At 63.8% G+C, this 22,072-nt stretch carries 20 protein-coding genes; 12 read left to right on the top strand and 8 right to left on the bottom strand.

Going from position 1 to position 22,072, the window contains the following annotated elements:
- Positions 1–113: 113 nt before the first annotated feature.
- Genes CQ14_RS39975 through CQ14_RS39965 form a run of 3 tightly spaced genes read left to right on the top strand, consistent with a single transcriptional unit; the run spans position 114 to position 3,024 of the window.
- Positions 114–1,916, top strand: a complete 1,803-nt coding sequence (locus CQ14_RS39975; RefSeq protein ID WP_199805743.1) for an ATP-binding protein — start codon at positions 114–116, stop codon at positions 1,914–1,916.
- Positions 1,909–2,646, top strand: a complete 738-nt coding sequence (locus CQ14_RS39970) for a peptidoglycan-binding domain-containing protein (protein ID WP_245320900.1) — start codon at positions 1,909–1,911, stop codon at positions 2,644–2,646. Before CQ14_RS39975 ends, CQ14_RS39970 begins: the two co-directional genes overlap by 8 nt.
- A gap of 33 nt (positions 2,647–2,679) precedes the next feature.
- Positions 2,680–3,024 (top strand): DUF1491 family protein, encoded by a 345-nt coding sequence (locus CQ14_RS39965; RefSeq protein WP_057863228.1) that lies wholly within the window; start codon positions 2,680–2,682, stop codon positions 3,022–3,024.
- A gap of 152 nt (positions 3,025–3,176) precedes the next feature.
- On the opposite strand, the gene CQ14_RS39960 is transcribed toward CQ14_RS39965, so the two are convergent.
- A complete protein-coding gene (locus tag CQ14_RS39960) occupies positions 3,177–4,154 on the bottom strand; it encodes a DUF2336 domain-containing protein (RefSeq protein WP_057863227.1) in 978 nt (325 codons plus the stop codon).
- Between the two features lie 247 nt (positions 4,155–4,401).
- Between CQ14_RS39960 and CQ14_RS47415 the strand changes: the two genes are divergently transcribed.
- Positions 4,402–4,602 (top strand): hypothetical protein, encoded by a 201-nt coding sequence (locus tag CQ14_RS47415; RefSeq protein WP_082650253.1) that lies wholly within the window; start codon positions 4,402–4,404, stop codon positions 4,600–4,602.
- Positions 4,603–4,675: 73 nt separating this feature from the next.
- On the top strand, positions 4,676–5,392 hold the full coding sequence (locus CQ14_RS39955; RefSeq protein ID WP_245320897.1) for a hypothetical protein: 717 nt from the start codon (positions 4,676–4,678) through the stop codon (positions 5,390–5,392).
- Between the two features lie 140 nt (positions 5,393–5,532).
- Here the strand turns inward: CQ14_RS39955 and CQ14_RS39950 are convergent, their stop codons facing one another.
- Together CQ14_RS39950 and CQ14_RS39945 are read right to left on the bottom strand one after the other, a co-directional pair.
- Positions 5,533–7,041, bottom strand: coding sequence for an amidohydrolase family protein (locus CQ14_RS39950; protein ID WP_057863225.1), 1,509 nt, complete (start codon positions 7,039–7,041; stop codon positions 5,533–5,535).
- Positions 7,042–7,356: 315 nt separating this feature from the next.
- On the bottom strand, positions 7,357–8,208 hold the full coding sequence (locus tag CQ14_RS39945; protein ID WP_057863224.1) for a LysR family transcriptional regulator: 852 nt from the start codon (positions 8,206–8,208) through the stop codon (positions 7,357–7,359).
- Positions 8,209–8,300: 92 nt separating this feature from the next.
- Here CQ14_RS39945 and CQ14_RS39940 point away from each other — a divergent pair, with 92 nt between their 5' ends.
- The 5 genes from CQ14_RS39940 (at position 8,301) to thrS (ending at position 14,182) form a co-directional block, all read left to right on the top strand.
- Positions 8,301–9,128 carry an MBL fold metallo-hydrolase gene (locus CQ14_RS39940; protein ID WP_057863223.1) on the top strand — a complete coding sequence of 276 codons (828 nt, stop codon included), beginning with the start codon at positions 8,301–8,303 and terminating at the stop codon, positions 9,126–9,128.
- Between the two features lie 282 nt (positions 9,129–9,410).
- Complete coding sequence (locus CQ14_RS39935; RefSeq protein ID WP_082650252.1) at positions 9,411–10,181, top strand: gluconate 2-dehydrogenase subunit 3 family protein; 771 nt, start codon at positions 9,411–9,413, stop codon at positions 10,179–10,181.
- A gap of 10 nt (positions 10,182–10,191) precedes the next feature.
- Positions 10,192–11,949, top strand: a complete 1,758-nt coding sequence (locus tag CQ14_RS39930) for a GMC family oxidoreductase (protein ID WP_057863221.1) — start codon at positions 10,192–10,194, stop codon at positions 11,947–11,949.
- Between the two features lie 44 nt (positions 11,950–11,993).
- A complete protein-coding gene (locus CQ14_RS39925; RefSeq protein WP_199805739.1) occupies positions 11,994–12,329 on the top strand; it encodes a c-type cytochrome in 336 nt (111 codons plus the stop codon).
- Positions 12,330–12,970: 641 nt separating this feature from the next.
- The gene (thrS, locus tag CQ14_RS39920) at positions 12,971–14,182 is read left to right on the top strand and encodes a threonine--tRNA ligase (RefSeq protein ID WP_057863219.1); all 1,212 of its coding nucleotides are present in this window, start codon (positions 12,971–12,973) and stop codon (positions 14,180–14,182) included.
- 66 nt (positions 14,183–14,248) lie between these two features.
- Here the strand turns inward: thrS and CQ14_RS39915 are convergent, their stop codons facing one another.
- The 3 genes from CQ14_RS39915 to CQ14_RS39905 form a co-directional block, all read right to left on the bottom strand.
- A complete protein-coding gene (locus CQ14_RS39915; protein ID WP_057863218.1) occupies positions 14,249–14,866 on the bottom strand; it encodes a DUF1254 domain-containing protein in 618 nt (205 codons plus the stop codon).
- Entirely contained in the window at positions 14,863–15,441 is a 579-nt protein-coding gene (locus CQ14_RS39910) for a DUF1214 domain-containing protein (RefSeq protein WP_057863217.1), read from the bottom strand. Before CQ14_RS39910 ends, CQ14_RS39915 begins: the two co-directional genes overlap by 4 nt.
- A gap of 152 nt (positions 15,442–15,593) precedes the next feature.
- Positions 15,594–17,879 carry a transglycosylase domain-containing protein gene (locus tag CQ14_RS39905; protein ID WP_057863216.1) on the bottom strand — a complete coding sequence of 762 codons (2,286 nt, stop codon included), beginning with the start codon at positions 17,877–17,879 and terminating at the stop codon, positions 15,594–15,596.
- Positions 17,880–18,175: 296 nt separating this feature from the next.
- Between CQ14_RS39905 and CQ14_RS39900 the strand changes: the two genes are divergently transcribed.
- Both CQ14_RS39900 and CQ14_RS39895 read left to right on the top strand, forming a co-directional pair.
- A complete protein-coding gene (locus CQ14_RS39900; protein ID WP_057863215.1) occupies positions 18,176–18,691 on the top strand; it encodes a YcgN family cysteine cluster protein in 516 nt (171 codons plus the stop codon).
- 162 nt (positions 18,692–18,853) lie between these two features.
- Positions 18,854–20,428 (top strand): MDR family MFS transporter, encoded by a 1,575-nt coding sequence (locus CQ14_RS39895; protein ID WP_057863214.1) that lies wholly within the window; start codon positions 18,854–18,856, stop codon positions 20,426–20,428.
- A gap of 10 nt (positions 20,429–20,438) precedes the next feature.
- On the opposite strand, the gene CQ14_RS39890 is transcribed toward CQ14_RS39895, so the two are convergent.
- Together CQ14_RS39890 and CQ14_RS39885 are read right to left on the bottom strand one after the other, a co-directional pair.
- Positions 20,439–21,686 carry an adenylate/guanylate cyclase domain-containing protein gene (locus tag CQ14_RS39890; protein WP_057863213.1) on the bottom strand — a complete coding sequence of 416 codons (1,248 nt, stop codon included), beginning with the start codon at positions 21,684–21,686 and terminating at the stop codon, positions 20,439–20,441.
- Complete coding sequence (locus CQ14_RS39885; RefSeq protein ID WP_057863212.1) at positions 21,683–22,072, bottom strand: response regulator; 390 nt, start codon at positions 22,070–22,072, stop codon at positions 21,683–21,685. Before CQ14_RS39885 ends, CQ14_RS39890 begins: the two co-directional genes overlap by 4 nt.

Genomic DNA, 22,072 nt, shown 5'->3' with positions numbered 1-22,072 from the left:
CATCGCCTTAGCGTTCGCTTAAGCTCGCTCTGACACGGTGGCGTCAAGGATAATGGGGGCGTTCCGGCGCGTCTGTCTGACGAACAAGCCGAAGCGCGAGAGCCGTGATTGTTTTGAGTATCATCCGCGATTGTCTCGATGCGTTGCTGCATCCCTCGGCACGATATGATGCGCTGACGCGTGCGCGTCATCGCGCGTTCATGGCGCCGCGGCTGCTCGGCAGCCTGGTGGCGCTTGCGGCTTTTCCGGTCTATCTGGCGATGCGCGGGGCGCCCACGGCGCTCGAGGTTGCGGCCTTCGCCTGGCTGATCGCTCCGATTCTGTTGTCCTGGTTCCTGTCGCGCACCGGCCGCTACGAAGGCGCGCATATCCTTTCCGCGCTGGCGCTGGCGGGCCTCGTCATGATGGTCGCCGTGACCACCGGCGGCATCGAATCCTTCGCCGCGGTCTGGCTCATCGTCGTTCCGCTGGAAGCTGCGCTATCGGCCTCGCGCCGCGTCGTCGCGTTCGCTTCCGCGCTGGCGCTGTCATGCGTCGCCTTGCTGATCACACTCGGACATTTTCACCTCCTGCCGGCGGCGGAGCCGAACGCGACGCTGCACGCCGTCCTGATGGGGGCGGGCCTTGCTTCGGCGACCCTCTATGCGGCGGGACTGGCCGTCAGCGCCGAATCGCTGGCGCGCACGTCAGTGTCGCTGCTCTATCTCGAAGAGGATCGTTACCGCCTGCTGGCGCGGAACATGAGCGACGTGATTTCGCGTCACAGCCGCAATGGCGCTGTGGGGTTCATTTCACCGGCGGCGGAAGCCATGCTCGGCGCACCCGGCGCCCGGCTCACCGGCCATGGCCTGTTCGATCGCGTCCATGTCGCCGATCGGCCGGCCTATCTCACGGCGCTGTCGGATGCCGCGGGCGGCAGCGAGCAGCGCAGCGTCGAGTTCCGCCTGCGCCGCGATGCGGTGCGCGGCCAGAACGCGTCCGCCGATTTCATCTGGGTCGAAATGCGCTGCCGGCCGCTCGAGCAGGCTTCGCCCGAGGCCGAGGTCGTCGCGGTGATGCGCGACATCACCGACCGCAAGCTCCAGGAGCAGGCCCTCGAAACGGCGCGCGCCGCCGCCGAACAGGCCGATGCCTCCAAGACGCGCTTCCTCGCCACCATGAGCCACGAACTGCGCACGCCGTTGAACGCCATCATCGGCTTCTCCGAGATGATCGTGCATGAAGAAGCGATGATGCTCGATACCGCGCGCCGCAGGGAATATGCGCAACTGATCAACGATTCCGGTCAGCATCTGTTGTCGGTCGTCAACGGCATCCTCGACATGTCCAAGATGGAAACCGGCAATTTCGAAATTTCGCCGGAGCCGTTCGCGCCGCGCGCGGCGCTGTTGCATTGCTGTAATCTGCTGGCGCTGAAGGCGCGCGACAACGGCGTCGACCTGATCACCCGCGCAGCGGAGGATCTGCCGGTCATGAACGGCGATCCCCGAGCATTCAAGCAGATCGCGCTGAACCTCATCACCAATGCCATCAAGTTCACCGAGCGCGGCGGCAGCGTGACGGTTTCCGCCGCGGTCGAGGGATCGCGACTGATGCTCAGTGTCACCGACACCGGGGTCGGTATCGCGGCCGAGGACCTCGCGCGGATCGGCGATCCGTTCTTCCAGGCCGGCAAGACCTATCAGCGCAAGCACGAAGGCACCGGCCTCGGCCTGTCGATCGTGAAGGGACTGGTCGCATTGCATAGTGGCGAGATGAACGTGCAGAGCAGCGTCGGCGAGGGAACCACGGTGACCGTTACCTTGCCACTTGACTTTGCGCCGTCGCTGGCGCCTTCAAGCAACATCGCGACGCTGATACCGGCGCAGCGACCCGAATCTCAGGACGAAGCCCATCAGGTGAAGAAGCGTGCCTAGGCGTATTGATGACGACGAAGAGGAGATACCGCGCCGCCGCCGCCGTGGTGCGAAAGCGGTTGCGATCGAAGCGGAGGAACAGCGCGGCCTCGTGATGCGCATCTTCCTGCACAGCCCGAAGGACATGATCGCGGGCCTGCTCGCGGCCGCTGCGATCTGCGCCATCGTCGCCAATGCATTGTTCCTGCAGGCCGGCCGTCATCCCTCGCCGATGTTCGGCTCGGTCGTGACGTTGCCGGCGCTGCAAGCCGCTGTCGTAAGCCCGTTGCCGCGCCCGCGCCCGGTCGAATTGACCGGAAGGCAAGGCGATTCAGATCCGCCGGAAATCCGGCCGGTCGAGGTGAGGAGCGCTGAGCCCAAGAGTTCTGAGAAAAGTTCTGATCCCAAGAGTTCCGATTCCAGGAACGCTGACCCCAGGAATGCCGATCCCATGGCCAATCTGGTGGTCAAGTCGACCGGCGCGCCTGCAGCAGCGTCTGCCAATGTGGCGCGTCCGCCGGCGCCGATTCCGGCGACTACGCAAAGCGCCGGTGCGCGCCGCGTGGCGGCGGTGCAGCGCGCGCTCACCCAATATGGCTATGGCCAGTTGAAGCCGACCGGGGCGGTCGGTGCGGACACCCAGACCGCGATCTCGAAATTCGAGCGCGACCGCAAGCTCCCGGTGACCGGGCAGATGTCCGATCGGCTGGTGAAGGAGCTCACCACCATGATCGGGCACCCGATCGACTAGCGTCCGTCCGGTCGCTGGCCTATCGTCGATTCCATGCGATTGAAATCAAGCATCTGGGTGGCCGCTTACCTGCGCCGCTGCCAGAATGAGGGAATCTTTGGCGCCGTGCGCAAGCGCGGCGCGGAGGAGGCGGGGGCGGTGTTTATCAAGGTGGCGTTGCTTGACGGCAACGCCATGCTGTATGCGCCCGCGCCGCAGACCGTCTATGACGAGAGCCGGCCCGCCGAGCGGCTGTTTGCGCCGGCTTCGCCGCAGCCGGTGCCGGAGCAATCGGTGGAGGAACGCCTTGCCAAGGAACTCCGCTTCGATCCCGACGCCTGGATCGTCGAGACCGAGGACCGGGCAGGGCGGCATTTTCTGGAACTGGCGAAAGCGTAAAGGTGCCAAATCCGTCATCCTGAGGAGCGCGGAACGCGCGTCTCGAAGGACGACGGCCAACAGCCGGGCCGCTCATCCTTCGAGGCTCGCTGCGCTCGCACCTCAGGATGACGACTTGAGATAAGCGCCATTGTTAGTTCAGAAGCTCACGCCTACCGCTTCGAACCGTCGGTGCCGGTGCGAATCGCCGGCGCGGTTCCCGGCTGCACGGCCGGCCGCGTTTGCGAATTCGGCATGCGGGCGCGATGGCGTTCGTCGTCGTAGAGCGCGGCGCGATATTTGGCGCGGCTGACCGCCATGGTCGAACCGCGCCACGCGGCCAGCATGACCAGCGCGGATCGTTCGCTCAGCCGATCATAGAGCCGCGACAAGCGATAGACGTTGTGCACGGATGAGCCGAACTCGGGATTGAGAAACAACAGCACGCGCTGGAAGGCCGCGCTCGGCATGTCAAGCGCGCGCGCCGCACAGGCCAGCGGCTCGCCGCCGGGGTCATTGACGACCTGCGCCGCGATCCGCGACGGCAGGATCAGCGCGTCGCCAAGTTCGAGTGTGAAGTTTTCGACGTCCTCGGCGAAGGCGGCCATCTCCAGGATATGAAGCGCGCGGGCGGCGCGCGCGGCGGAAATTCGCGGCGCGGCCTTCAGCGGCGTGTCGTAGAGATTGTGCAGAATCTGCGCGCGCTCGCTCGGGCCGGCCGTGAAGAACATGTCGGTAATTTCGGCGGCATCATTGGGCCGCATCGACAGGCTGGCTGCCATCCGCAACTGCGCGTCGCTCAGTGGCTTCACCATCGGCGCATCGGCTGGAGCCGCGGCAATCGCAGCCGCAACCGGCAGGGCTTCGCTGGGCTGCGAACGCCGCAGGCCGAGCTTGACCATGATCGCGGCCGGTGTTGCCGGATAGATCGCAAGCCGCGCCCGCACCGCGGCGCGGGTGGCGTCGTCGACCTGGTCGATCAGGCGGGACGTCAGTTCGACGAACTGCCGTTCCTCGTCGGCAGAGTGGGCGCTGGCCTGGACATAAAGGTCGGTCAGCACGCGCAGCAGGGTCGGGCGGATATCGACGCCCTCGCGGCGCGAGAGCGTCATCAGCCCGTCGAATCCCGGAAACAATGGAGCTGCCGTCATGTGAGGTTGTACGCGACTTCGGTAATTCCCTTCGCGGCAGCCTACGCAGGGCGCTTTAAGAGTTGGTTAAGGAAAACAGCCCCTGAAGAAATCCGATAAAATTTGAGCTTTCGGTGCGCTGATTGAGCGGCGAGGCCCGTAACTGTACCGTCTCCACAAATTAAGATGCCGTTAACCACGTTCTGTTCTGAATAATGGCATGTCGCCGGTCAAATCGTGTCCGCGCGGCAACCAGAGAGAACGGAACATGGGCACCATCATTGAATTTCCGGCGGATGCGGCTTCGCGACGGCCGGGCTCAACCATGGATGGCGCTCCACGCGATGGTCTGGGAACCGTGCTGATTCTTCCTGTTGTCCGTATCGAGCGTAAAGCCGGCGAGACCGGCGATGGGCGCGGACCGGAAGAGGGCACTGCGCCCGGTCGCCGTCGCCGTCGGCGCCCCTGAACGACGGAATTTTGAAATGCCGGAGCAGTGCCTCCCGATCCGGAACACCGGGCTTCGGTCACTCCCGGCTCTCATGCTGCTCGTGGCAGGCGCGGTGCTTGGCGGCTGCAGCGGCGGCGATTTCGGCCGCACCCGCGCCGACATGCGCAACGACGACATGCACCGCTGGCTGGGCGCCGAGGCGACTGCAAGCATCGGCCTCAAGCCTTCGCACTTCCAGCTCACCGAAAACGAGCGCCAGCTTCGCGATCTCGCCTATCCCCTGATCGAGCCGCCGCATTCGCGGCCCGCATGGAAGAGCGTGTTCGGCGACTACCAGCCGCTGCCCTCGCCGTGGCGGCAGAAGGTCGTGTTCGACCGCACCACCTACGGGCGCGCCTTGATCGACGAGCCGCACCGTTCGCATACCTCGCGCTATCAGCAGATCATCGAGGACGTCCGCAACGACATCACGCGGTTCGAACCGTTCTTTGCCTCCGCCTTGCGCGTCATCGAACTCGACCGCAAGCGCAGCGCCAGTCTGAAGATGGTATCGGAACTGTCGCCGGCCGAGCAGGCCGATGCGATCGCCCGCATGGAAGAGAACACGCTGATCGTGCAATGGGTCCAGCAATGCCTGGAGCGGCGCATCTCTTCATACCGCTGGGCGCTGGAGCGGCTGGTGATCCACGCGCCAGACGGCATCGCCGCCGACGCCGACCGCCTGATCGGCGAACTCGCGGCGCAGACCGCCAATCCGCCGGTCGCGGCCCAGCCCGTGATCGGGCGTGCCGTGACCGTAAAAGGCTAGGGCGCGGTTCACTAGAGCGTGATGACTTTTCTTCGAATCGTCATCCCGCTCCGTCTCTTTGATTTGAGCATGATCTTTTCGGAAAACCGGTGCCCACTTTTCCGGATCATGCTCTGGCGAGCCGACGCCGCCGCTGGCGCTCAGGCGGCGCGAACGTAACCGTAGCGGAGGTTCGAGGGCTGCATCGCAGCTTGAGCGTACTCGTTCTTGAGCGCCGCAAGGCGGTCCTCGGAAAAGGTGGGCATCCTGGTGTTTTCGGCCGCCTTGAGCTTGATCTTGTAAAACCTGAGCGCGTTGCCCGAGAAGATCTGCTGCTTGGTGGCGCTATTGGCGTCGCCGAGCGGTGCAAAGCCGTACTTCTTCTGCATGTCCTCCGGAATTTCGAGGCGGCGCAGCGCCTCGATCTGCCACTGCGGTGAGCCGTACCAGACCGAGTCAGTACCCCACATCACGTGGTCTACGCCCATGCCCTTGATCAGGGTGCCGACCAGCGCGGCGCAGAACTTGGGATGAGCCACCGCCGAGTTGGCAAAGGACGTGCCGAGCTCGGCATAGACATTGGTGACGCCGAACTTCTGCGGGATTTCCGCGAGATCCGTGGCCCATTGGATGCGGCCGGTCTGCTCGAACTCCGCCCACGCCTTGTCCGGCAGCTCGAGGAATGCCCGCAGCGCCGAGTGATAGATCACGAAGTTCATCTGCGGCCAGTCCTTCGCCGCCTTTCCGATGTCCCACGCGGTTGCGTATTCCCACACGCCGGCGAACGACTTCTCGTAATCGGGCGGCAGCAGCCCCTTGTGGATGCACAGCGTGTTGATGCCGGCCTTCACGGCCTTCTCGTAGAACGGATACATCACCTGCTCGTCGTCGAGCCGCCAGGGAAACTTGGAGGGCGCCAGCGGATCGCCGATCGTGTAGGACTTCCAGGAATCCGGCTTGTAGACCTCGATCGCCTTGTCGACCTCCTCCATCCAGCCGGGCTGCTTTGGGGTGATGACACTGTGCGCCAGCAGGCGGCGCGAACCGGCGAAGTCGTTGATGAGTTCGCGGGCCTTGACGATCTGCTCGTTGGACAGGAGCCACCAGCTCGGATCGTCGAACGGCGCTCCGCTCAGGAGCGCCACGTTGGTGTCGCTGTCGTAGTAGATCTCTTTTACATAATTCTGGAACTTGTAGCGGCCGAGCGAGGAGACGCCTTCTTCCTTCATCTTCGGATTCCAGTGCTGGCTTGCAAAGTCGGCCAGCCCCAAAAGCTCCTTGTGATCGAAGTCGTCGCGCACGAAATGGGTCTGAACGTCGAAGATGAACTGGCTGGAGAGTCCCTGCGCGCGCGCCAGCATCAATTCAGGCTCTCGAGCCTCTGCGGGCGCGACCTGGAAAACATTGCCGTAGACGTCGTTCATGGCGAGGAATGCCGCCGCCATGCCGCAACTCGTGTGCAGGAACTGCCTGCGGCTTAAGCCGAGGTGCTTGCCGTTAACGTCGGCGAGCTCGTTGATCCGTGCCTCGACCTTCTTTTGCACGGCGCTCTGCGGGGGCGGCAGGTACTCGCCGTTGGAAACAATCTGGGTGGGAATAGGCGTTGCCGCCGATGCCGCCTCCGCGCCCGCGACAAGACGCTGCTCTCGCTCACTAAGCCAGGTGCTCATTGTTCTTCTCCATCCTTGGGCGCCACCGACGATGCTGGTCGGTGCGCGCATGAGGCCCGCGCGCTTGGCCACTGCCGGTCAGTTAGATGGACGAAATAGCCGTATTCTCCCGTTCAACTGCGCATGAGGCCATCACACGCGCCTCATGCCCAGGCGAGTTTCTTCATCATTTCGTGCTGCGAGAGTACGGACACTTGCAAAGTTACTTGCGGTAGTGGCGGCATCGAAGGCGAATTCAATGCTCAAACTTCCATTGGCGCAAGCAAGTTATCCGGCAGTCACCCTGTCCCAACGCGCTCATTGCGGCCAGGCGGTTTACCGAGCCTTCGATTTGGCGCGGCCCGCTTTGCGACGCTGGCCCTGCAGCTTCGCGATGAAATTCTGCAGCACCTCCGACGGCGGCCGCGCCGCGCTGTAGGCGAGGCCGACTTCGCGCTTCACGTCGACATCGATCTCGCGCACGGCGACATCGGGATTGGCGCGCGCCACGCCTTCGGGGACGATGGCAATCCCGACACCGGCGGCAACCAGCGCCATCGCCCAATCTTCCGATTCCGCGATCGCCGCCGGCTGGCGTGATGAAGATGCGGCACGGCCGAAGAATTCGCTCTGTTCGCAATGGCAGCGATCGACCATGGCGACGCCTGCAAGGTCGGAGGTGCGCAGCCGTTCCTTCAGCGTCAGCGGATGCGAGGGCGGCAGTGCCGCAACGTAGCGCTCAACCCAGAGCGGAACGAAATGTTCGTCTTTGCGCAGCAGGTTTTTGGAGACGATCCGCGCGTCCGCGTTATCGTCGACGCCGACGAGGCGGAGCGCGATGTCGGAAGTCCCGGTCAGCGGCTTCAGCAGCGCGATGGTTCGGGGACGGTCGAGCGTGCGCATCAGGCCGAGCGTCAGCGAATTCCGTTTCGCCGGTTTTCGGAACAGGTTTTTCGCGGCGTCCGCTTCGTCGATGATGCGGCGGGCGATGGCATGGAATTGTTCGGCTGCTTCCGTTGGCGCCACGCCCTTCTTGTGCCGGATGAACAGGGCCGTGCCGAGTTCGGCCTCCAGATTGGTGATCGCCGCCGAGATCGAGGGCTGCGAGATGAAGCAGCGCCTGGCCGCGGCCGTGAGGTTGCGCTCCCTGAACACGGCGGCGAAATAGCGGAGCTCGCGGATATCCATAGTCCAGTCCTATTGATACTATCGGATATCAATATTTTACCTATGGTATAGCGCATGGCAAGCAAGACGCCTGATCCGGAGGAGACATCGTCATGCGCGTCCATCATCTCAACACCGGCACGATGTGCCCGATCGGCCGGCGTCTGGTGAACGGCACCGGCAGCATTTTTCAGCACGCCCGCATGGTCTGTCACTGCCTGCTGATTGAGACCAATGACGGACTGGCGCTGGTCGATACCGGTATCGGCCTCGACGATATCGCCAACCCGCCGCGGCTCGGACCGAAATGGGTCCGGCAGACCACGCCGCGGCTCGACCCGGCCGAGACCGCCGTGCGGCAAGTGGAGGCGCTCGGCTATTCGCGCGACGACGTGCGGCATCTGTTACTGACCCATCTCGACCGCGATCATGCCGGCGGCATTCCGGATTTCCCGAACGCCAAGGTGCACGTCCACCGCCGCGAGCACGACATGGCCGTGGCGCGCACCGTGCCTGCGCCGAAGGGGCGTTACATCACCGACCAGTGGAAGCATGGTCCGCAATGGGCATTCTATGGGGAGGGCGGTGAGGACTGGTTCGGCTTCAAGGGCGTGCGCGCGCTTGGCGACCGCGAGCCCGATGTCCTGATGATCCCGCTACACGGCCATACGCTCGGTCATTGCGGCATCGCCGTGCGGAGCGGTGACAAATGGCTGCTGCACGCCGGTGATGCCTATTTCTTCCATGGTCAGATGCAGGCTTCGCCGCGGGTGCCATTGGTGCTCGGCCTGTTTCAGCGCCGCGGCGACATGGACCGCGCCATGCGGATCGAAAACCAGGAACGCTTGCGGGCGCTCAAGGCCAATCACGGTGACGCCGTGACGATCTTCAACAGCCATGATCCAGTGGACTATGACAACTGCCGTTGCGGTCAGCATTAGGCCTTGTACCTATAAACCCGGCGACGTCATGTGACTGGTAACTACGTCCGCTTTGCTCCTATAGCGACCAAATTCGTGCGGCAGCGCAGTATGGCGCGATGGGCCACGAACGGACCTGCCAGCGCAGCAAATTGGGATCATTGCGGACGCGCTTCCCGCGCGTTACCTTGAACCTTTCGAGGCATCCATGGCTGATGTGGCCATCTGCCGTTACGACCATTACTCTAGGCAAGAACGACGGGATACGTCGCCTAACGTTGGAAACGCGGAGGGCGAATACTCATGTCCGAGCAGTCATTACCGCCGATTGACCGGCGAGCAATTCTCAAAAGTGCAGGGATCGCAACTGTGGTCCTGCCGACGATTGGCGCAGCCAGCCGCGCCGAGGCCGCAGAACCCAAGCCTCAGATTGCACAGGCGCAACCGCCTGCGGCCGCCGCACCCTCGTCTGCGGCTGCACCCGGCGCAGCAACGGGACACCAGTTCCTCAGCCTGGACGAAGTTGCCTTCACGGAAGCGCTCGTTGACCACATGTGGCCGAAGGATCAGCTGTCGCCGTCAGGTACGGAACTCGGAATCGCCACCTTTATCGATCGCCAGCTCGCAGGCGCTTTCGGGCAGGGTGATCGGCTGTACGCGCAGGGCCCGTTCCGAATGGGCAAGCCGCAGCATGGCTACCAGCTTCCGCTGACGCCGGCACAATATTACCGAGCTGGCGCATCTGCGATCGCCACGGCATGCCAAAAGCGATTTGGCCGGAGCTTCGAACGGCTTGCGGCAGCCGACCGTGAGCAATTCCTGCAAGAGCTCGCCAGCGGAAAGGTCAAAGAGGGACCGCTGGATCTAGCAGCATGGTTTAATGGGCTTGCATATCCTCTGTTCGTGCAGGGGGCATTCGCCGATCCAGTTTATGGAGGAAATCGCGACAAAGCGGCGTGGAAGATGATCGGCTATCCCGGTCTGCCGGCGGTCTACAACCAAGACGTGGTGCGGTTTCGAGGCAAGGCGCACCCGCGCTCTGCCAACCCGCAATCGATCCAGGATTTTAGCTAGGGGGCGCGTCATGGCAACGACCCTCAAAGAGCGCGAAGTCGTAATCGTTGGCGGCGGTCTCTCGGCCGGTCTGATCGCGCGCAAGTTGGTGCCGCTCGGTCGGGATGTACTTGTTCTGGAGCGTGGTGCGCCGCGAAGTGGATCAGAAAGCCAACTCCCTTCGCAGCGCGACGAGCTGCGCTGGGGAATCCAGCGCGGCCTCGTGCAACGTGAGAACGTCGAGACCTACACACTGCGCCACACGCCAGAGGAGACCGCTCTCCCGATGCGGCGCCTGCTATCGTTCCTTCCAGGCTTCGGCGTCGGCGGAGGGGCCTCGCACTGGAACGGCCAGACTTGGCGTTTTCAGACGACGGACTACATTCTGCGCTCACATCTCGAACAACGGTACGGAAAGGCTGCGATTCCGAGCGACATGACTGTGCAGGATTGGGGCATCCGCTACGAAGACCTCGAGCCCTACTACACTCTGTTTGAGAAACTGTTCGGCATCTCGGGCAAGGCCGGCAACATCAAGGGGGTAAAGCAGGAAGGCGGCAATCCATTCGAGCCCTGGCGCGCCGAGGAATTTTCGCTGCCGCCGCTAGAACCGTCTGAGGCCGGCCTCATCTTCAAAGCTGCTGCGGAGAAACTTGGCTACAAGCCATTCCCAATGCCCGCGGCAAATGCAAGCCGCGCCTATACCAACCCGGATGGCATGAAGCTCGGCGCGTGCCAGTACTGCGGGCACTGCGAGCGCTTCGTATGCGAGGCCAACGCGAAGGCAAGCCCAGACCGATTGCTGTTTCCATTTATTGCAGACAAGCCAAACTTCGAGTTGCGCACTCACGCTGAGGCGTTCCTCATCAACTATGACAAGGCGGACCGACGCGTGACTGGGGTCACCTACATCGACACCGAGACAGGCGAAGAATTTGCGCAGCCTGCGAGCACGATTGTGCTTGGCAGCTATGTCTTGTCGAACACACGATTGTTGCTGCTCTCCGGTATCGGCGAGCCCTACGAGCCCGGGACAGGAAAGGGCGTCGTTGGCAAGAACTACTGCTATCAAACGATTTCCGGCGTGAGCGTGTTCTTTGAGGACCGCTACATAAATCCCTTCATGGGCGCCGGTGCCTACGGCATGGTGATTGATGAGTTCAACAATGACCACTTCGACCACTCCGGTCTTGGCTTCTTCGGCGGGGCATTCATTAATGCGACGATCACGAACGGGCGGCCCATAACGACACGCGCGCTTCCACCGGGCACCCCACGGTGGGGATCGGCCTGGAAGGCGGCAAACGCAAAGTGGTATCTGCGGTCCTTTAATATTAGCTGCCACGGCACGAGCTACTCCCACCGCGGCAACTGCATGGACCTAGACCCAGACTATCGTGACGCCTATGGCCGACCGCTTCTGCGCATCGCGTTCGACTTCCCGGAGAACGACTTGAAGATGTCTTTATTCGTGACGCAGAAGGCCCATGATATCGCCAAGGCTACAGGGGCTACCATCGTTGGGACACCCGCGCCGCGGCGTGGACCCTTTGATTCGCGTATCTATCAAAGCACACACAACACGGGTGGCACCATCATGGGTGCCGACCATGCGACGAGCGTTGTGAGTCCGCATCTGCAAAGCTGGGACGCACAGAATCTCTTCATCACCGGCGCCTCAGTGTTCCCGCAGAACTCGGGTTACAATCCAACGGGGACTGTTGGCGCACTGGGGTTGCGGCTCGCTGATGACCTCATATCCTATCTTGAGCGCCCGCGGTTCCTGTGAGGCCTAAAGTGACAACGTTCAGGCATTGCATGGCTATAGCTGTCATGCTCGGTTTGGCGGTCCCGAGCGCGGGGGCACAAGACGCAACCAGAGGCAAAGCCGTCTATGAGGCGTGCATTGTCTGCCACGAACTCGACCCCAAGAGCACCGGCCAGGGTCCGACGCTGATTGGCGTCATTGGGCGCAGGTCGGGAGCACTCGACGACTTTCGGTACAGTCGAGCAATCGTGCGAGCCAATATCGTGTGGGATGAGTCGACGCTGGATGCTTATCTTGCTGATCCGCAGAGCTACATTGTTGGCATGCGCATGCCGTTCGGAGGCATTCCCGATAAGGCTGAACGCGCCGATCTGATCGCGTACTTGAAGACGCTGCGATAGACCGAGCCGTGTCCGATTCCCGACCGAGCCGTCGCCCCGACGAGAGTCAGCTTTAGGTCATTTTCGACGGTTTGAGCGGTGATTGTCGGCTGGCTGATGTCCGCTTCTTCCCCGTAAGCGTCCAACCGGGGCCTGCAACAGTCGGCGAGACTAGGCCGGAAGAACCAGGTGGACTCATCGTGCCTACAGAGCACGCGCTTGTGATTTGGTTCCGGTCTGCGAACTCCCATACGGGCCCGCAGCTTCATCGCTGCATCAGAGACCGGACAGATGGCAGCATCCGACTACGCGCCAATGCGCTTCAAAAATCGCTTGCATCTCGCGGGGCGTCCACAGATGAGTCCACGCCCTAGGCCGGACGCCACAGAGTGTTGATGTCCCCACGCATCATCCATATTCCGCGACGCCAAGCGTCCGGCGTTGACGCTTGAGCGTTTTGCCGCCATATACAGCGCATGAACAAGCTTCGCTCAGCCGCATTGACCACCACCGCGACCGCTTACGGCGGATCGCCTGCTGGTTGCGCGCGCTAGAGACAAGCGTACTTCACCCAGAAAAGGCCCCGCCGGCGACGGACGGGGCCTTTTCTGGTTTTTGACAGTCCCCGTCCGCGCTTTTTCCCATCACAAGGAACTTAAGCCATGGACGATCTCGACCACAGAAATCTCGGCGTACAACTCAAACTCTGGCACCTTCAGGAAGATGCGCCGGGCATGGTGTTCTGGCATCCGCGCGGCTACGCCGTCTACCGGCTGCTGGAGGACTATCTGCGGCGCAAAATGCGCCGAGCCGGCTATGCCGAGGTCCGGACGCCGCAGCTGCTGCCAAAGGAGTTCTGGGGCCGCAGCGGCCACTGGGACAAGTTCAGCGAGCATATGTTCCGGGTCGACGACGGCGAACTGGCAATGGCGCTGAAACCGATGTCGTGCCCGTGCCACGTGCAGATCTTCAACAAGGGGCTGCGCTCGTGGCGGGAGCTTCCCATCCGCTATGCCGAGTTCGGTGCCTGCCACCGCAATGAGCCTTCCGGCTCGCTCCACGGTATCATGCGGACGCGCGCCTTCGAGCAGGACGACGCCCATGTGTTCTGCCGCGAGCAGGATGTGGAGGCCGAGGTCGCGTGCTTCATCGCCCTGCTGGGCGAGGTCTACCGCGAGCTCGGTTTTCCCGACTACGAGGTGGCGCTGGCGACGCGTCCGGCGGTGCGCGCCGGCGACGACGCGACGTGGGACTGGTCGGAAGCGAAGCTCGACGATGCCGCGCGGCAATGCGGCCTCGTGCCTCAAATCAATCCCGGCGAAGGCGCGTTCTACGGACCGAAGCTGGAATTCGCGCTACGCGACCGGCTCGGACGATTCTGGCAGTGCGGCACGGTGCAGCTCGACGGCGTGTTGCCGCAGCGGCTCGAGGCATCCTATGTCGCCCCTGACGGCAGCCGCGCCAGGCCCCTGATGATCCACCACGCCATCTTCGGATCGCTCGGCCGCATGATCGCGATCCTGCTCGAGCACCATGGCGGCGTGCTTCCGTTCTGGCTGTCGCCGGACCAGGTCGCGGTCGCGCCGATCTCGAAAGACCAGGCCGGATACGGCGCGGACGTGCTGGCAGCGTTCGAGAATGCCGGGATCAGGGCCGCCGCCTATGACGGCGCCGATACCCTTTCGCGGCGCATCGTGGCGGCACATGAAATGGCGGTGCCGGTGATGGCTATCGTCGGCGGGCGCGAGATGAGGAAAGGCCGGGTGACCTTGCGCGAGCGCGACGGGTCACAGGCCGACGTTCCGCTGGCCGAGGCGGTGTCCCGCCTGCAGGCGAGGGCCCGGCCGGGCGCCCCTGTGGCTGAAGCCCTGTAAACCCTGCCTCAAGCGCGCTCCGATCAGTGGATCCCTGGCGGACGCGCGCAGTGCCTGCGGACGCAATCAGCGCTTGCCTTTCGGCGCCGGGGCGGGGGGCGGCGCGGGCGCTGGCGGCTCGGGTTGCTTGGCCGGCGGCTCGGTCTCGATCGTGCAACGCGATGCCGCGAGCGAGGCCTGTGCCTGCGGCATCAGGCCGGGCTCCGGCGCCAGCGCCTTCAGCACGATCAGGCCGGTGACGGTCGGGGAGTCGATGATCAGCCGGTCAGCGGCGGTGACTTCCTCATCCTCCGGCAATTCGGAATGCTGCGCTTCCGTCATCAGATCGAGCTCGATCACCTTGCGGCCGGCGGAGCGGTCGTTGATGGCGTAATAGGCGACCTCGTTGCGCGTGTAGAACGACACCGAGGTATAGGCCTGGCTGACCGGCACGGTGAGTTTCAGCGGGCCATCCTTGAGGTCGTAGCGGCAGATCGCGACCGCGAAGGCCGGGTCCATGAACGGCATCGGCGCATTGTTGGGTTCGGCGAGCGGCAACGCCGTGACGGCGTTCTCCTTGGTCATCGGCGTCAGCCGCGAATAGGCATCCTGGGTGGCAATGCGCGGCAGCGCCAGCACGCTGACGAGATGCACCACACCGCCCAGCAGCACGCCCGCAATGATGGTGAATAGCAGCCGGATCATGGGCAGTTCACCGTGGAGATCGAGGGCATCGGCGCGTCCCGCTGCGTCCGCGTCGCGACCCCAACCGGCGTATCATACAGCCGCAGCATCAGCGCGTAGCGTTCGATGCCGCCGGTCGGCAGCCAGTTGCCGGCGCGCGAGCGTGCGGCGACCCGGATCTCGAACCCGCCATCGGAGCCGCGGACGATTTCCTGGCTGGTGAAGCCGTAGCGTTGCAGCGAATTGGCGACCAGATGTCCCTTGCGGTCGAACAGCGTCAGCGTCCAGAAGCGCGCGGCCGGTGTCACCCCGCTGACGACGACGTCGCAGCGCCCGTCGAGCGGTTTCTTCTTGTCGTCGGTGGTGGCCGTAAAGGCGATGCCGTCGCCGGTGCCTACAGGCAATTCGCCGCTGCGGGCAATCGAGGCGCGCGAATAGGGATCGACCTCGGAGGTGCCGCTCTTGGGCCGCGCGGTCCAGGCGCCGATCGTGAGTGTGCCAAGGTCGGTGCCGCGCGTCGCCGTCATATAGGTCGAGCCGAGGCCGACGGCCGTGGCAAGCGCCAACGCCAGCAAGGTGATGAAGATCAGCCGCACGGGCCAGTGCTCCGAAATCTCACGGCATCAGATTCCGCTTGAACCGGCTTCATCCGAAGCCTGAAGCGCATCTTTTCGCTCGAACATGCCGGCACAGGCGCTTCGCATCTGTTCTGAGGAAAGCCGATTAAGGTTCTGCCGGATCATGCCTATTAATTCTTCCGCTGCGCCGGTGCAGGCTGGTCGCCGGCGGCTGCGATATAATTCTCCGGAAACGCCAGCGCGCCGGAATTGACCGGCTTCGCCGGCTGCTTCTGGTCGTTGGCCGAGGTCTTGCCCGCGACCTTGCCGGCCTCGTCGAGCAGCTTTTCGACGCGTACCAGAATATCCGCGCCGCGCTTGGTCAATACCGGGGGCGGTCCCGGCTTGGTATCCAGCACCCGTGCCGCGCTGTTGCCCGCGGCGTTGGCGGACTGGGGCTGCGGCGGCAGCTTCGGGCCCATGCCGATGCCCGGGATTTCCTTCACCTCGACGCCCTGATGCGCGACCACCATGATGTCGTGCCAGGTTTGCGCGGGCAGCGAACCGCCGGTCATGCGATTGGTCGGCGAGTAGTCGTCATTGCCGTACCAGACGGCGCAGGTGAAGTTGCCGGTGTAGCCCACGAACCAGGCGTCGCGATAGGCGTTGGTGGTGCCGGTCTTGCCGGCGGTCGGAATGCCGTCGATCGCGGCGCGGCGGGCGGTGCCTTCGCTGACGACATGGCTCATCATCTCCGCCATGTCGGAGGCGACCGAGGCCGGGATGGCCTGCGTCGGCTTCTTACCGTCGCGGTCGAAGCGCCACACCAGGTCGCCGGCGCCGGTCCGCACTTCCAGCACCGCGTGAGGTTTCACGGCCTTGCCCCTGTTCGGGAAGGTTGCATAGGCGACGGCGTGTTCGAGCACGGTGACCTCGTCCGAGCCGATCGGCATCGACGGCGTATCCGGCAAGGGGGCGGTGAGGCCGAACTTCCGCGCCACCTCGGTGATCTTGACGCGGCCGGCCTTGGCGGGGTTCGGCGTCTTGCCGCCGAGCGCAATCGAGAGCTTCACCGGCACGACGTTGATCGAGCGGGTGATGGCCTGGGTCAGCGTCACCGAGCCGGAATAGGAGTGGCCATAGTTCTGCGGGCACCAGTTGCCGATGCAGACCGGGCCGTCGACCACGATCGAGGTTGGCTTGAAGCCATTCATCAGCGCCGTGGCGTAGACGTAGGGCTTGAACGATGAACCGGGCTGCCGGTAGGCGTCGGTCGCGCGGTTGAACTGGCTCGCGCCGTAGTCGCGGCCGCCAACCATGGCGCGCACGCCGCCGTCGAGATCGGCGACCACGACGGAAGCCTGGGTCGCGTGATAGTCGCGGCCGAACTGTCGGAGCTGGTTTTCGACCGCTTCCTCGGCGGCGCGCTGCACGTTCATGTCGATCGCGGCACGGACCACGAAGACGCGCTCGGTGTAGGATTTCGGGAAGGTGTCGACCAGCTTGCGCATCTCGTCGAAAGCATAGTCGAGATAGTAGTTCGGCGAATTCTCGTCGCGCCGGTCGACAGCGACGGCAGGGTTGCGGCGGGCGCCGAACACCTGGCCCTCGGTCATGAAGCCGGCATCGACGAGGTTGTCGAGCACGACGTTGGCGCGAGCGCGGGCGGCGGGCAGGTTGATATGCGGGGCGTATTTGGTCGGTGCCTTGAACAGGCCGGCCAGCATGGCCGATTCCGCCAGAGTGACGTCGCGCGCCGACTTGTTGAAGTAGAAATGCGCCGCGCCGTCGACGCCGAAGGTGCCGCCGCCCATATAGGCGCGATCGAGATATAGTTTCAGGATCTCGTTCTTGGTCAGCCGCGTCTCCAGCCAGATCGCCAGGAACGCTTCCTTGACCTTGCGCTCGATGGTGCGCTCGTTACTGAGGAACAGGTTCTTCGCCAATTGCTGCGTGATCGACGAACCGCCCTGGCGCACGCCGCCGGCCTGCGCGTTGGTCACCAGCGCGCGCGCGGTGCCGGGGATGTCGATGCCGAAATGGTCGTAGAAGCGGCGGTCCTCGGTGGCGAGCGTCGCCTTGATCAGATTGTCCGGAAAATCTTCCAGCGGGATCGAGTCGTTATGCTTGATGCCGCGGCTGCCGATCGGATTGCCGTAACGGTCGAGGAACGACACCGCCAGATCGGATTTCTTCAGCCAGTCGTCGTCGGCGGTTTCGCGAAACGCCGGGATCGCCAGCGCCAGCATCATGATCAGGCCGCCTAGGCCGAGGGTGGCGGCCTCCGAAAACGGCTCGATGAAGACCCAGCGCTTCCAGCGGCCGACATAGAAGCGATCCATGAAGGTGGAGTAGCGCTCGTAGAGCTCGCGCAGGCCCTTGCCCGACGAGAACAACGTCGAGTCGATACGCGCGTCCAGATCCAGGAAGAAGTTCCGGATCTTCTGCTTCACATCAGGAGGTAGGATCTGGCGCACCGGGACCCTTGGTCGTTCGAAACGCTCACGCACCCGGTCCGGGCGCTGTCGAGACGTCTTGCTTTCATGTTGCGGCAAACCCAAGGCGCTTTTACGGCTCGCTCTCGCGACCCTGGGGACTCACATTTGTTCTATCTGAGCGGGCGCCATAAACCAATGCTTCCGCTCACCATTTTGACGGTCAGCCCTAACGCCGTCCCACCTTTTTTGCTCCCGTTATCGACCCGCTTGCGCCCTGGTTGGTGGACCCACTAGATGTGCCACAGCCGAACCCGACCCGGAAACCAACCGACTTCATGACCGCGCCGCCCAAACGACCCTCGGCCCAGGAGGGATTCTTCTGGAAAACCAAGACGTTGGAGGAGATGTCCAACGCCGAATGGGAAAGCCTGTGCGACGGCTGCGCGCGCTGCTGCCTGGAAAAGCTCGAGGACGAGGACACCGGGAAAATCTATTTCACCCACGTTTCCTGCAAACTGCTCGATTCCGGCCTGTGCGCCTGCAAGGACTACCAGAACCGTTCCGACAAGGTTCCCGATTGCGTCCGCCTGACGCCCGAGAACGTCCGCACCCTGAACTGGCTGCCGCCGAGCTGCGGCTACAAGCTGGTCGCCGAGGGGCGCGATCTCTACTGGTGGCACCCGCTGATTTCGGGTGATCCCAATACCGTGCACGAAGCCGGCGTTTCCGTCCGCGGCAGGGTGCAGGGCACCGAGAACGAGATCCCGGATGAGGAGCTCGAGGATCACATCGTGCAATGGCCGGCGCTGCTACCGAAGCGGGCCCGGCTGAAGAAGCGTCCGAAAGCCTGAACACAAATCCCTGGACCTTTCACGGAAACGCGATGGTCCCTGCGCGGGATGCTCCCATGCGCGCAAGGTGCTGCCGCGGGGGAAGTTCGCCCTCTAGAGTGCCTCACATATGGCGATTCCATCCCGGCGGGCTTGGCCGCGCAGAAGAATATTACGTCCGACATGAACCAGCACCAGCGGCTGGGCCGCGAGCCCGCCGACCAGACGACATTGCCTGATGATATTGGCAGCGAGCTTTCGCACATCTCGACCGAGGTCATGGATGTCAGCGATGCGCCACCGATCGCACCGCCCGCGCCGCTGAGCCAGGACGAGGTCCGCACCATCCTGATGAGCCTGTTGCTGACGATGTTCCTGGCCGCCCTCGACCAGACCATCGTGGCGACGGCGCTGCCGACCATCGGCCGCCAGTTCAATGACGTCAGCAATCTCTCCTGGGTGATCTCGGCCTATCTTTTGGCCTCGACCGCGGTAGCACCCGTATTCGGTACGCTGAGCGACATCTACGGCCGCCGCGTCATGATCACGGTTTCGCTTGTCCTGTTCACGGCTGGCTCGATTCTGTGCGCGGTGGCGCCCAACATGCCGGTATTGATCGTCGCGCGTGGCCTGCAGGGGGTCGGCGGCGGCGGTATCATGCCGGTCGTGCAGACCGTGATTTCCGACGTCGTCAGCCCACGCGAGCGCGGCAAATATCAGGCCTATTTCAGCGGCGTCTGGATGACGGCGGGCCTGTTGGGCCCCGTGCTCGGCGGCGTGTTCGCCGAGCATCTGCACTGGTCGATGATCTTCTGGATCAACGTGCCGCTTGCGGTCGGAGCGCTGTTCCTGCTGCTGCCGAAGATGGGCAAGATCCCCGTATTCCACCGCCGGCGCAAGGTCGACTGGCTCGGCGGATTGCTGCTGATGGCCGCCGCTGTCGTGGTCATGCTGGTGCTGACCTGGGGCGGCAATCGTTACGCCTGGCTGTCGCCTGCGATCATGGCGATGATCAGCGCGTCGGTGGCGCTGGCGTTCGCCTTTGTCTGGCATGCGCGCAACGCCGAGGAGCCGTTCCTGCCGCTGTCGCTGCTGGGCGGAACGGTGGTGCCTTACGCCATCGTGGCCGGCGCCTGCGCGCTGGGCGCCATCACCGGGCTGACCGTGCATCTGCCGCTGTATTACGAGGTGGTCTACCATCTCACGGCCAGCGAGGCGGGGCTGGCGCTGATCCCGCTCGCCGCGATCTCCACCTGTGGCGCGGCGATCGCCGGACGGACCATGGCGCGCGCCAAGCACTACAAGCGCGTTGCGATCGCCGGAACGTTGGTGTCGACCACCTTCGGCGTGGTGCTGACCGTGACGACGCTGCCGCTGTGGGGCTTGCTGATCGTCCTGTCGCTGTTCGCGCTTGGGCTCGGCACGACTTTCCCGGTCAGCGTGGTCTCGCTGCAGAACTCGGTGGTGCGCCCGCAAATCGGCACCGTCACCGGTGCGATGAATTTCTTCCGCGCGCTGATGTCGTCGTTCGCGGTCGCGGCCTTCAGCGCGATCCTGCTGATGTCGCTGGGCGCGGGCATCTCGCTCGGCGAGCACCGGGGACCGGCGAATGCCATTCCCGTCGCCGACATGATCACCGCGTTCCGCTATGTCTTCGGCGCCGCCACCGCGCTGCTCGCAACTGCTGCGGTTTGCATCCTCGCGATGGAGGAACGTCCGCTGGCCGGTCCCTCGACGCCGACGGAGATGGCGGAGTAGGGCCGCCTGGCTACTCAAGCTGCATAAGGACACCCTTCGCGCCGTTGAGCAGCCGCTTCAGGTGAAAATTGGCCAGAGGATCCTCGGGGTGCGCGCCGACAAGTGCGGCAAAGGCCGGCATGGCGGTGCCGTCACCGGCCTCGAGCCTGGCGAAAGCTTCGCCGTACTGCGATGTCGCCGGCGCGCCAAACCTCGCTGCCGATAAAGGCTCGTAGGCACGCAATGGTTCGCTGCGCCCGCGCAGCGCGAGATCGCCGACCGGCCGGCCCCTGAAATTCTCAGCAGCGTTTGCAATTGTCGCGCTGACGCAGATCCGGGTGCCGAGAACCTTGTTCGCCGCTTCAAGCCTCGCCGCCGTGTTGATGGCGTCGCCGTAAGCCGTGTAGTCGAAGAAGCGGCCGCCCCCGAAATTGCCGACCAGCGCAGGACCGGCGTGAACGCCGATGCGGGTGGCGCCGAAATTCACGCCTCTCGCCTTCCACCGTTCGCGAAACGCTTCCGCCCATGCGTCGAGCTCCGCCGCGCAGGCGACCGCGCGCGTCGCATGGTCGGGCTGGTCGCTGGGCGCATTGAACAGCACCTCGATGGCATCGCCGATCACCTTCGCCACGGTCCCCTCATGCGCGAAGACGACGTCGGTCATTCCGGCCACATATTCGTTGAGCAGTTCTCCAAGCAGTTCGGGCGGGGCCGTCTCCACGAGCGCGGTGAAGTTGGTGATATCGGTGAAGATGACCGCAACGTCGCGCCAGGCCACCTCCATGCCGTCGCCCACGCTGGACGCAAGCCGCTTGGCGAGTTCGGGCGAGAAATAGCGGGAGAGCGAGGCATGGGCGCGCTCGGCTTCCGCCTGACGGCGCCGCGTCTCGCGCAGCATTTCGATGTGCCGCAGGGTCTTGTCGATCGTCGCTTCAAGATCGACGAAATCGATCGGTTTGGTCACGAAGTCGAATGCGCCGCGATTCATCGCGGTGCGGATGTTGCTCATGTCGCTGTAAGCCGACACGATAATGGTCGATTTCTTGTCCTCGGATTCCTGCAGCCTGGCGAGCAGCGACAAGCCGTCCATTCGCGGCATGTTGATGTCGGAGACCACCAGATCGACGTGCGGATGCGCTTCGAGCGACTGCAACGCCTCGAGCCCGTCGCGCGCAAACATGAAGCTGACCAGACCCTCGCGAACCTGCCGCCGGAATTTCTGAAGGATCAGCGCCTCCAGATCCGGCTCATCATCGACCACGAGGATGGTTGCGGTCATGCGGCTTGCTCGACCCTGGCATCGATCTCCTGACGCAGCGTCGCGAAGTCGATCGGTTTGGTCAGAAGGTCGGTTGCGCCGTTCTCCAGCGCCTTGCGCTTGGTGTCGGCATCGCCATAGGCCGTGATCATGATGACCGGCACCTCGGGCCGCATTTCCTTGACCTTGGGCAGCATTTCCAGCCCTGTCATGCCGGGCATGTTGATGTCGGACAGGATCAGGATCAGCGAGTGCTCGGTGGGGGAGCCGACGCGCGCCAGCGCGTCCGACGCGGAACTGGCGAAGTCCATGACGAAACGCTGCGCGCGCAGGTCGCGGCGGAATTGCTGGCGGAACAACGCTTCCACATCGGGCTCGTCATCGACAACCAGAACCAGAACACTCAC

It is taken from the genome of Bradyrhizobium lablabi (assembly GCF_001440475.1).
GTDB classification, from domain to species: domain Bacteria; phylum Pseudomonadota; class Alphaproteobacteria; order Rhizobiales; family Xanthobacteraceae; genus Bradyrhizobium; species Bradyrhizobium lablabi.
Note: the sequence above shows the minus strand (reverse complement) of the source record. Positions and strands in the feature narration are given on the sequence as shown.

Excerpts from the sequence above, each read along its gene's own strand:
- CQ14_RS39930 (WP_057863221.1), top strand. The coding sequence starts at position 10,192 with ATGGCAACGACCCTCAAAGAGCGCGAAGTCGTAATCGTTGGCGGCGGT.
- CQ14_RS39960 (WP_057863227.1), bottom strand. The coding sequence starts at position 4,154 with ATGACGGCAGCTCCATTGTTTCCGGGATTCGACGGGCTGATGACGCTC.
- CQ14_RS39965 (WP_057863228.1), top strand. The coding sequence starts at position 2,680 with ATGCGATTGAAATCAAGCATCTGGGTGGCCGCTTACCTGCGCCGCTGC.
- CQ14_RS39915 (WP_057863218.1), bottom strand. The coding sequence starts at position 14,866 with ATGATCCGGCTGCTATTCACCATCATTGCGGGCGTGCTGCTGGGCGGT.
- CQ14_RS39955 (WP_245320897.1), top strand. The coding sequence starts at position 4,676 with ATGCTGCTCGTGGCAGGCGCGGTGCTTGGCGGCTGCAGCGGCGGCGAT.
- CQ14_RS39950 (WP_057863225.1), bottom strand. The coding sequence starts at position 7,041 with ATGAGCACCTGGCTTAGTGAGCGAGAGCAGCGTCTTGTCGCGGGCGCG.
- CQ14_RS39925 (WP_199805739.1), top strand. The coding sequence starts at position 11,994 with ATGCTCGGTTTGGCGGTCCCGAGCGCGGGGGCACAAGACGCAACCAGA.
- CQ14_RS47415 (WP_082650253.1), top strand. The coding sequence starts at position 4,402 with ATGGGCACCATCATTGAATTTCCGGCGGATGCGGCTTCGCGACGGCCG.
- CQ14_RS39940 (WP_057863223.1), top strand. The coding sequence starts at position 8,301 with ATGCGCGTCCATCATCTCAACACCGGCACGATGTGCCCGATCGGCCGG.
- CQ14_RS39895 (WP_057863214.1), top strand. The coding sequence starts at position 18,854 with ATGAACCAGCACCAGCGGCTGGGCCGCGAGCCCGCCGACCAGACGACA.
- CQ14_RS39900 (WP_057863215.1), top strand. The coding sequence starts at position 18,176 with ATGACCGCGCCGCCCAAACGACCCTCGGCCCAGGAGGGATTCTTCTGG.
- CQ14_RS39890 (WP_057863213.1), bottom strand. The coding sequence starts at position 21,686 with ATGACCGCAACCATCCTCGTGGTCGATGATGAGCCGGATCTGGAGGCG.
- CQ14_RS39945 (WP_057863224.1), bottom strand. The coding sequence starts at position 8,208 with ATGGATATCCGCGAGCTCCGCTATTTCGCCGCCGTGTTCAGGGAGCGC.
- CQ14_RS39935 (WP_082650252.1), top strand. The coding sequence starts at position 9,411 with ATGTCCGAGCAGTCATTACCGCCGATTGACCGGCGAGCAATTCTCAAA.
- thrS (WP_057863219.1), top strand. The coding sequence starts at position 12,971 with ATGGACGATCTCGACCACAGAAATCTCGGCGTACAACTCAAACTCTGG.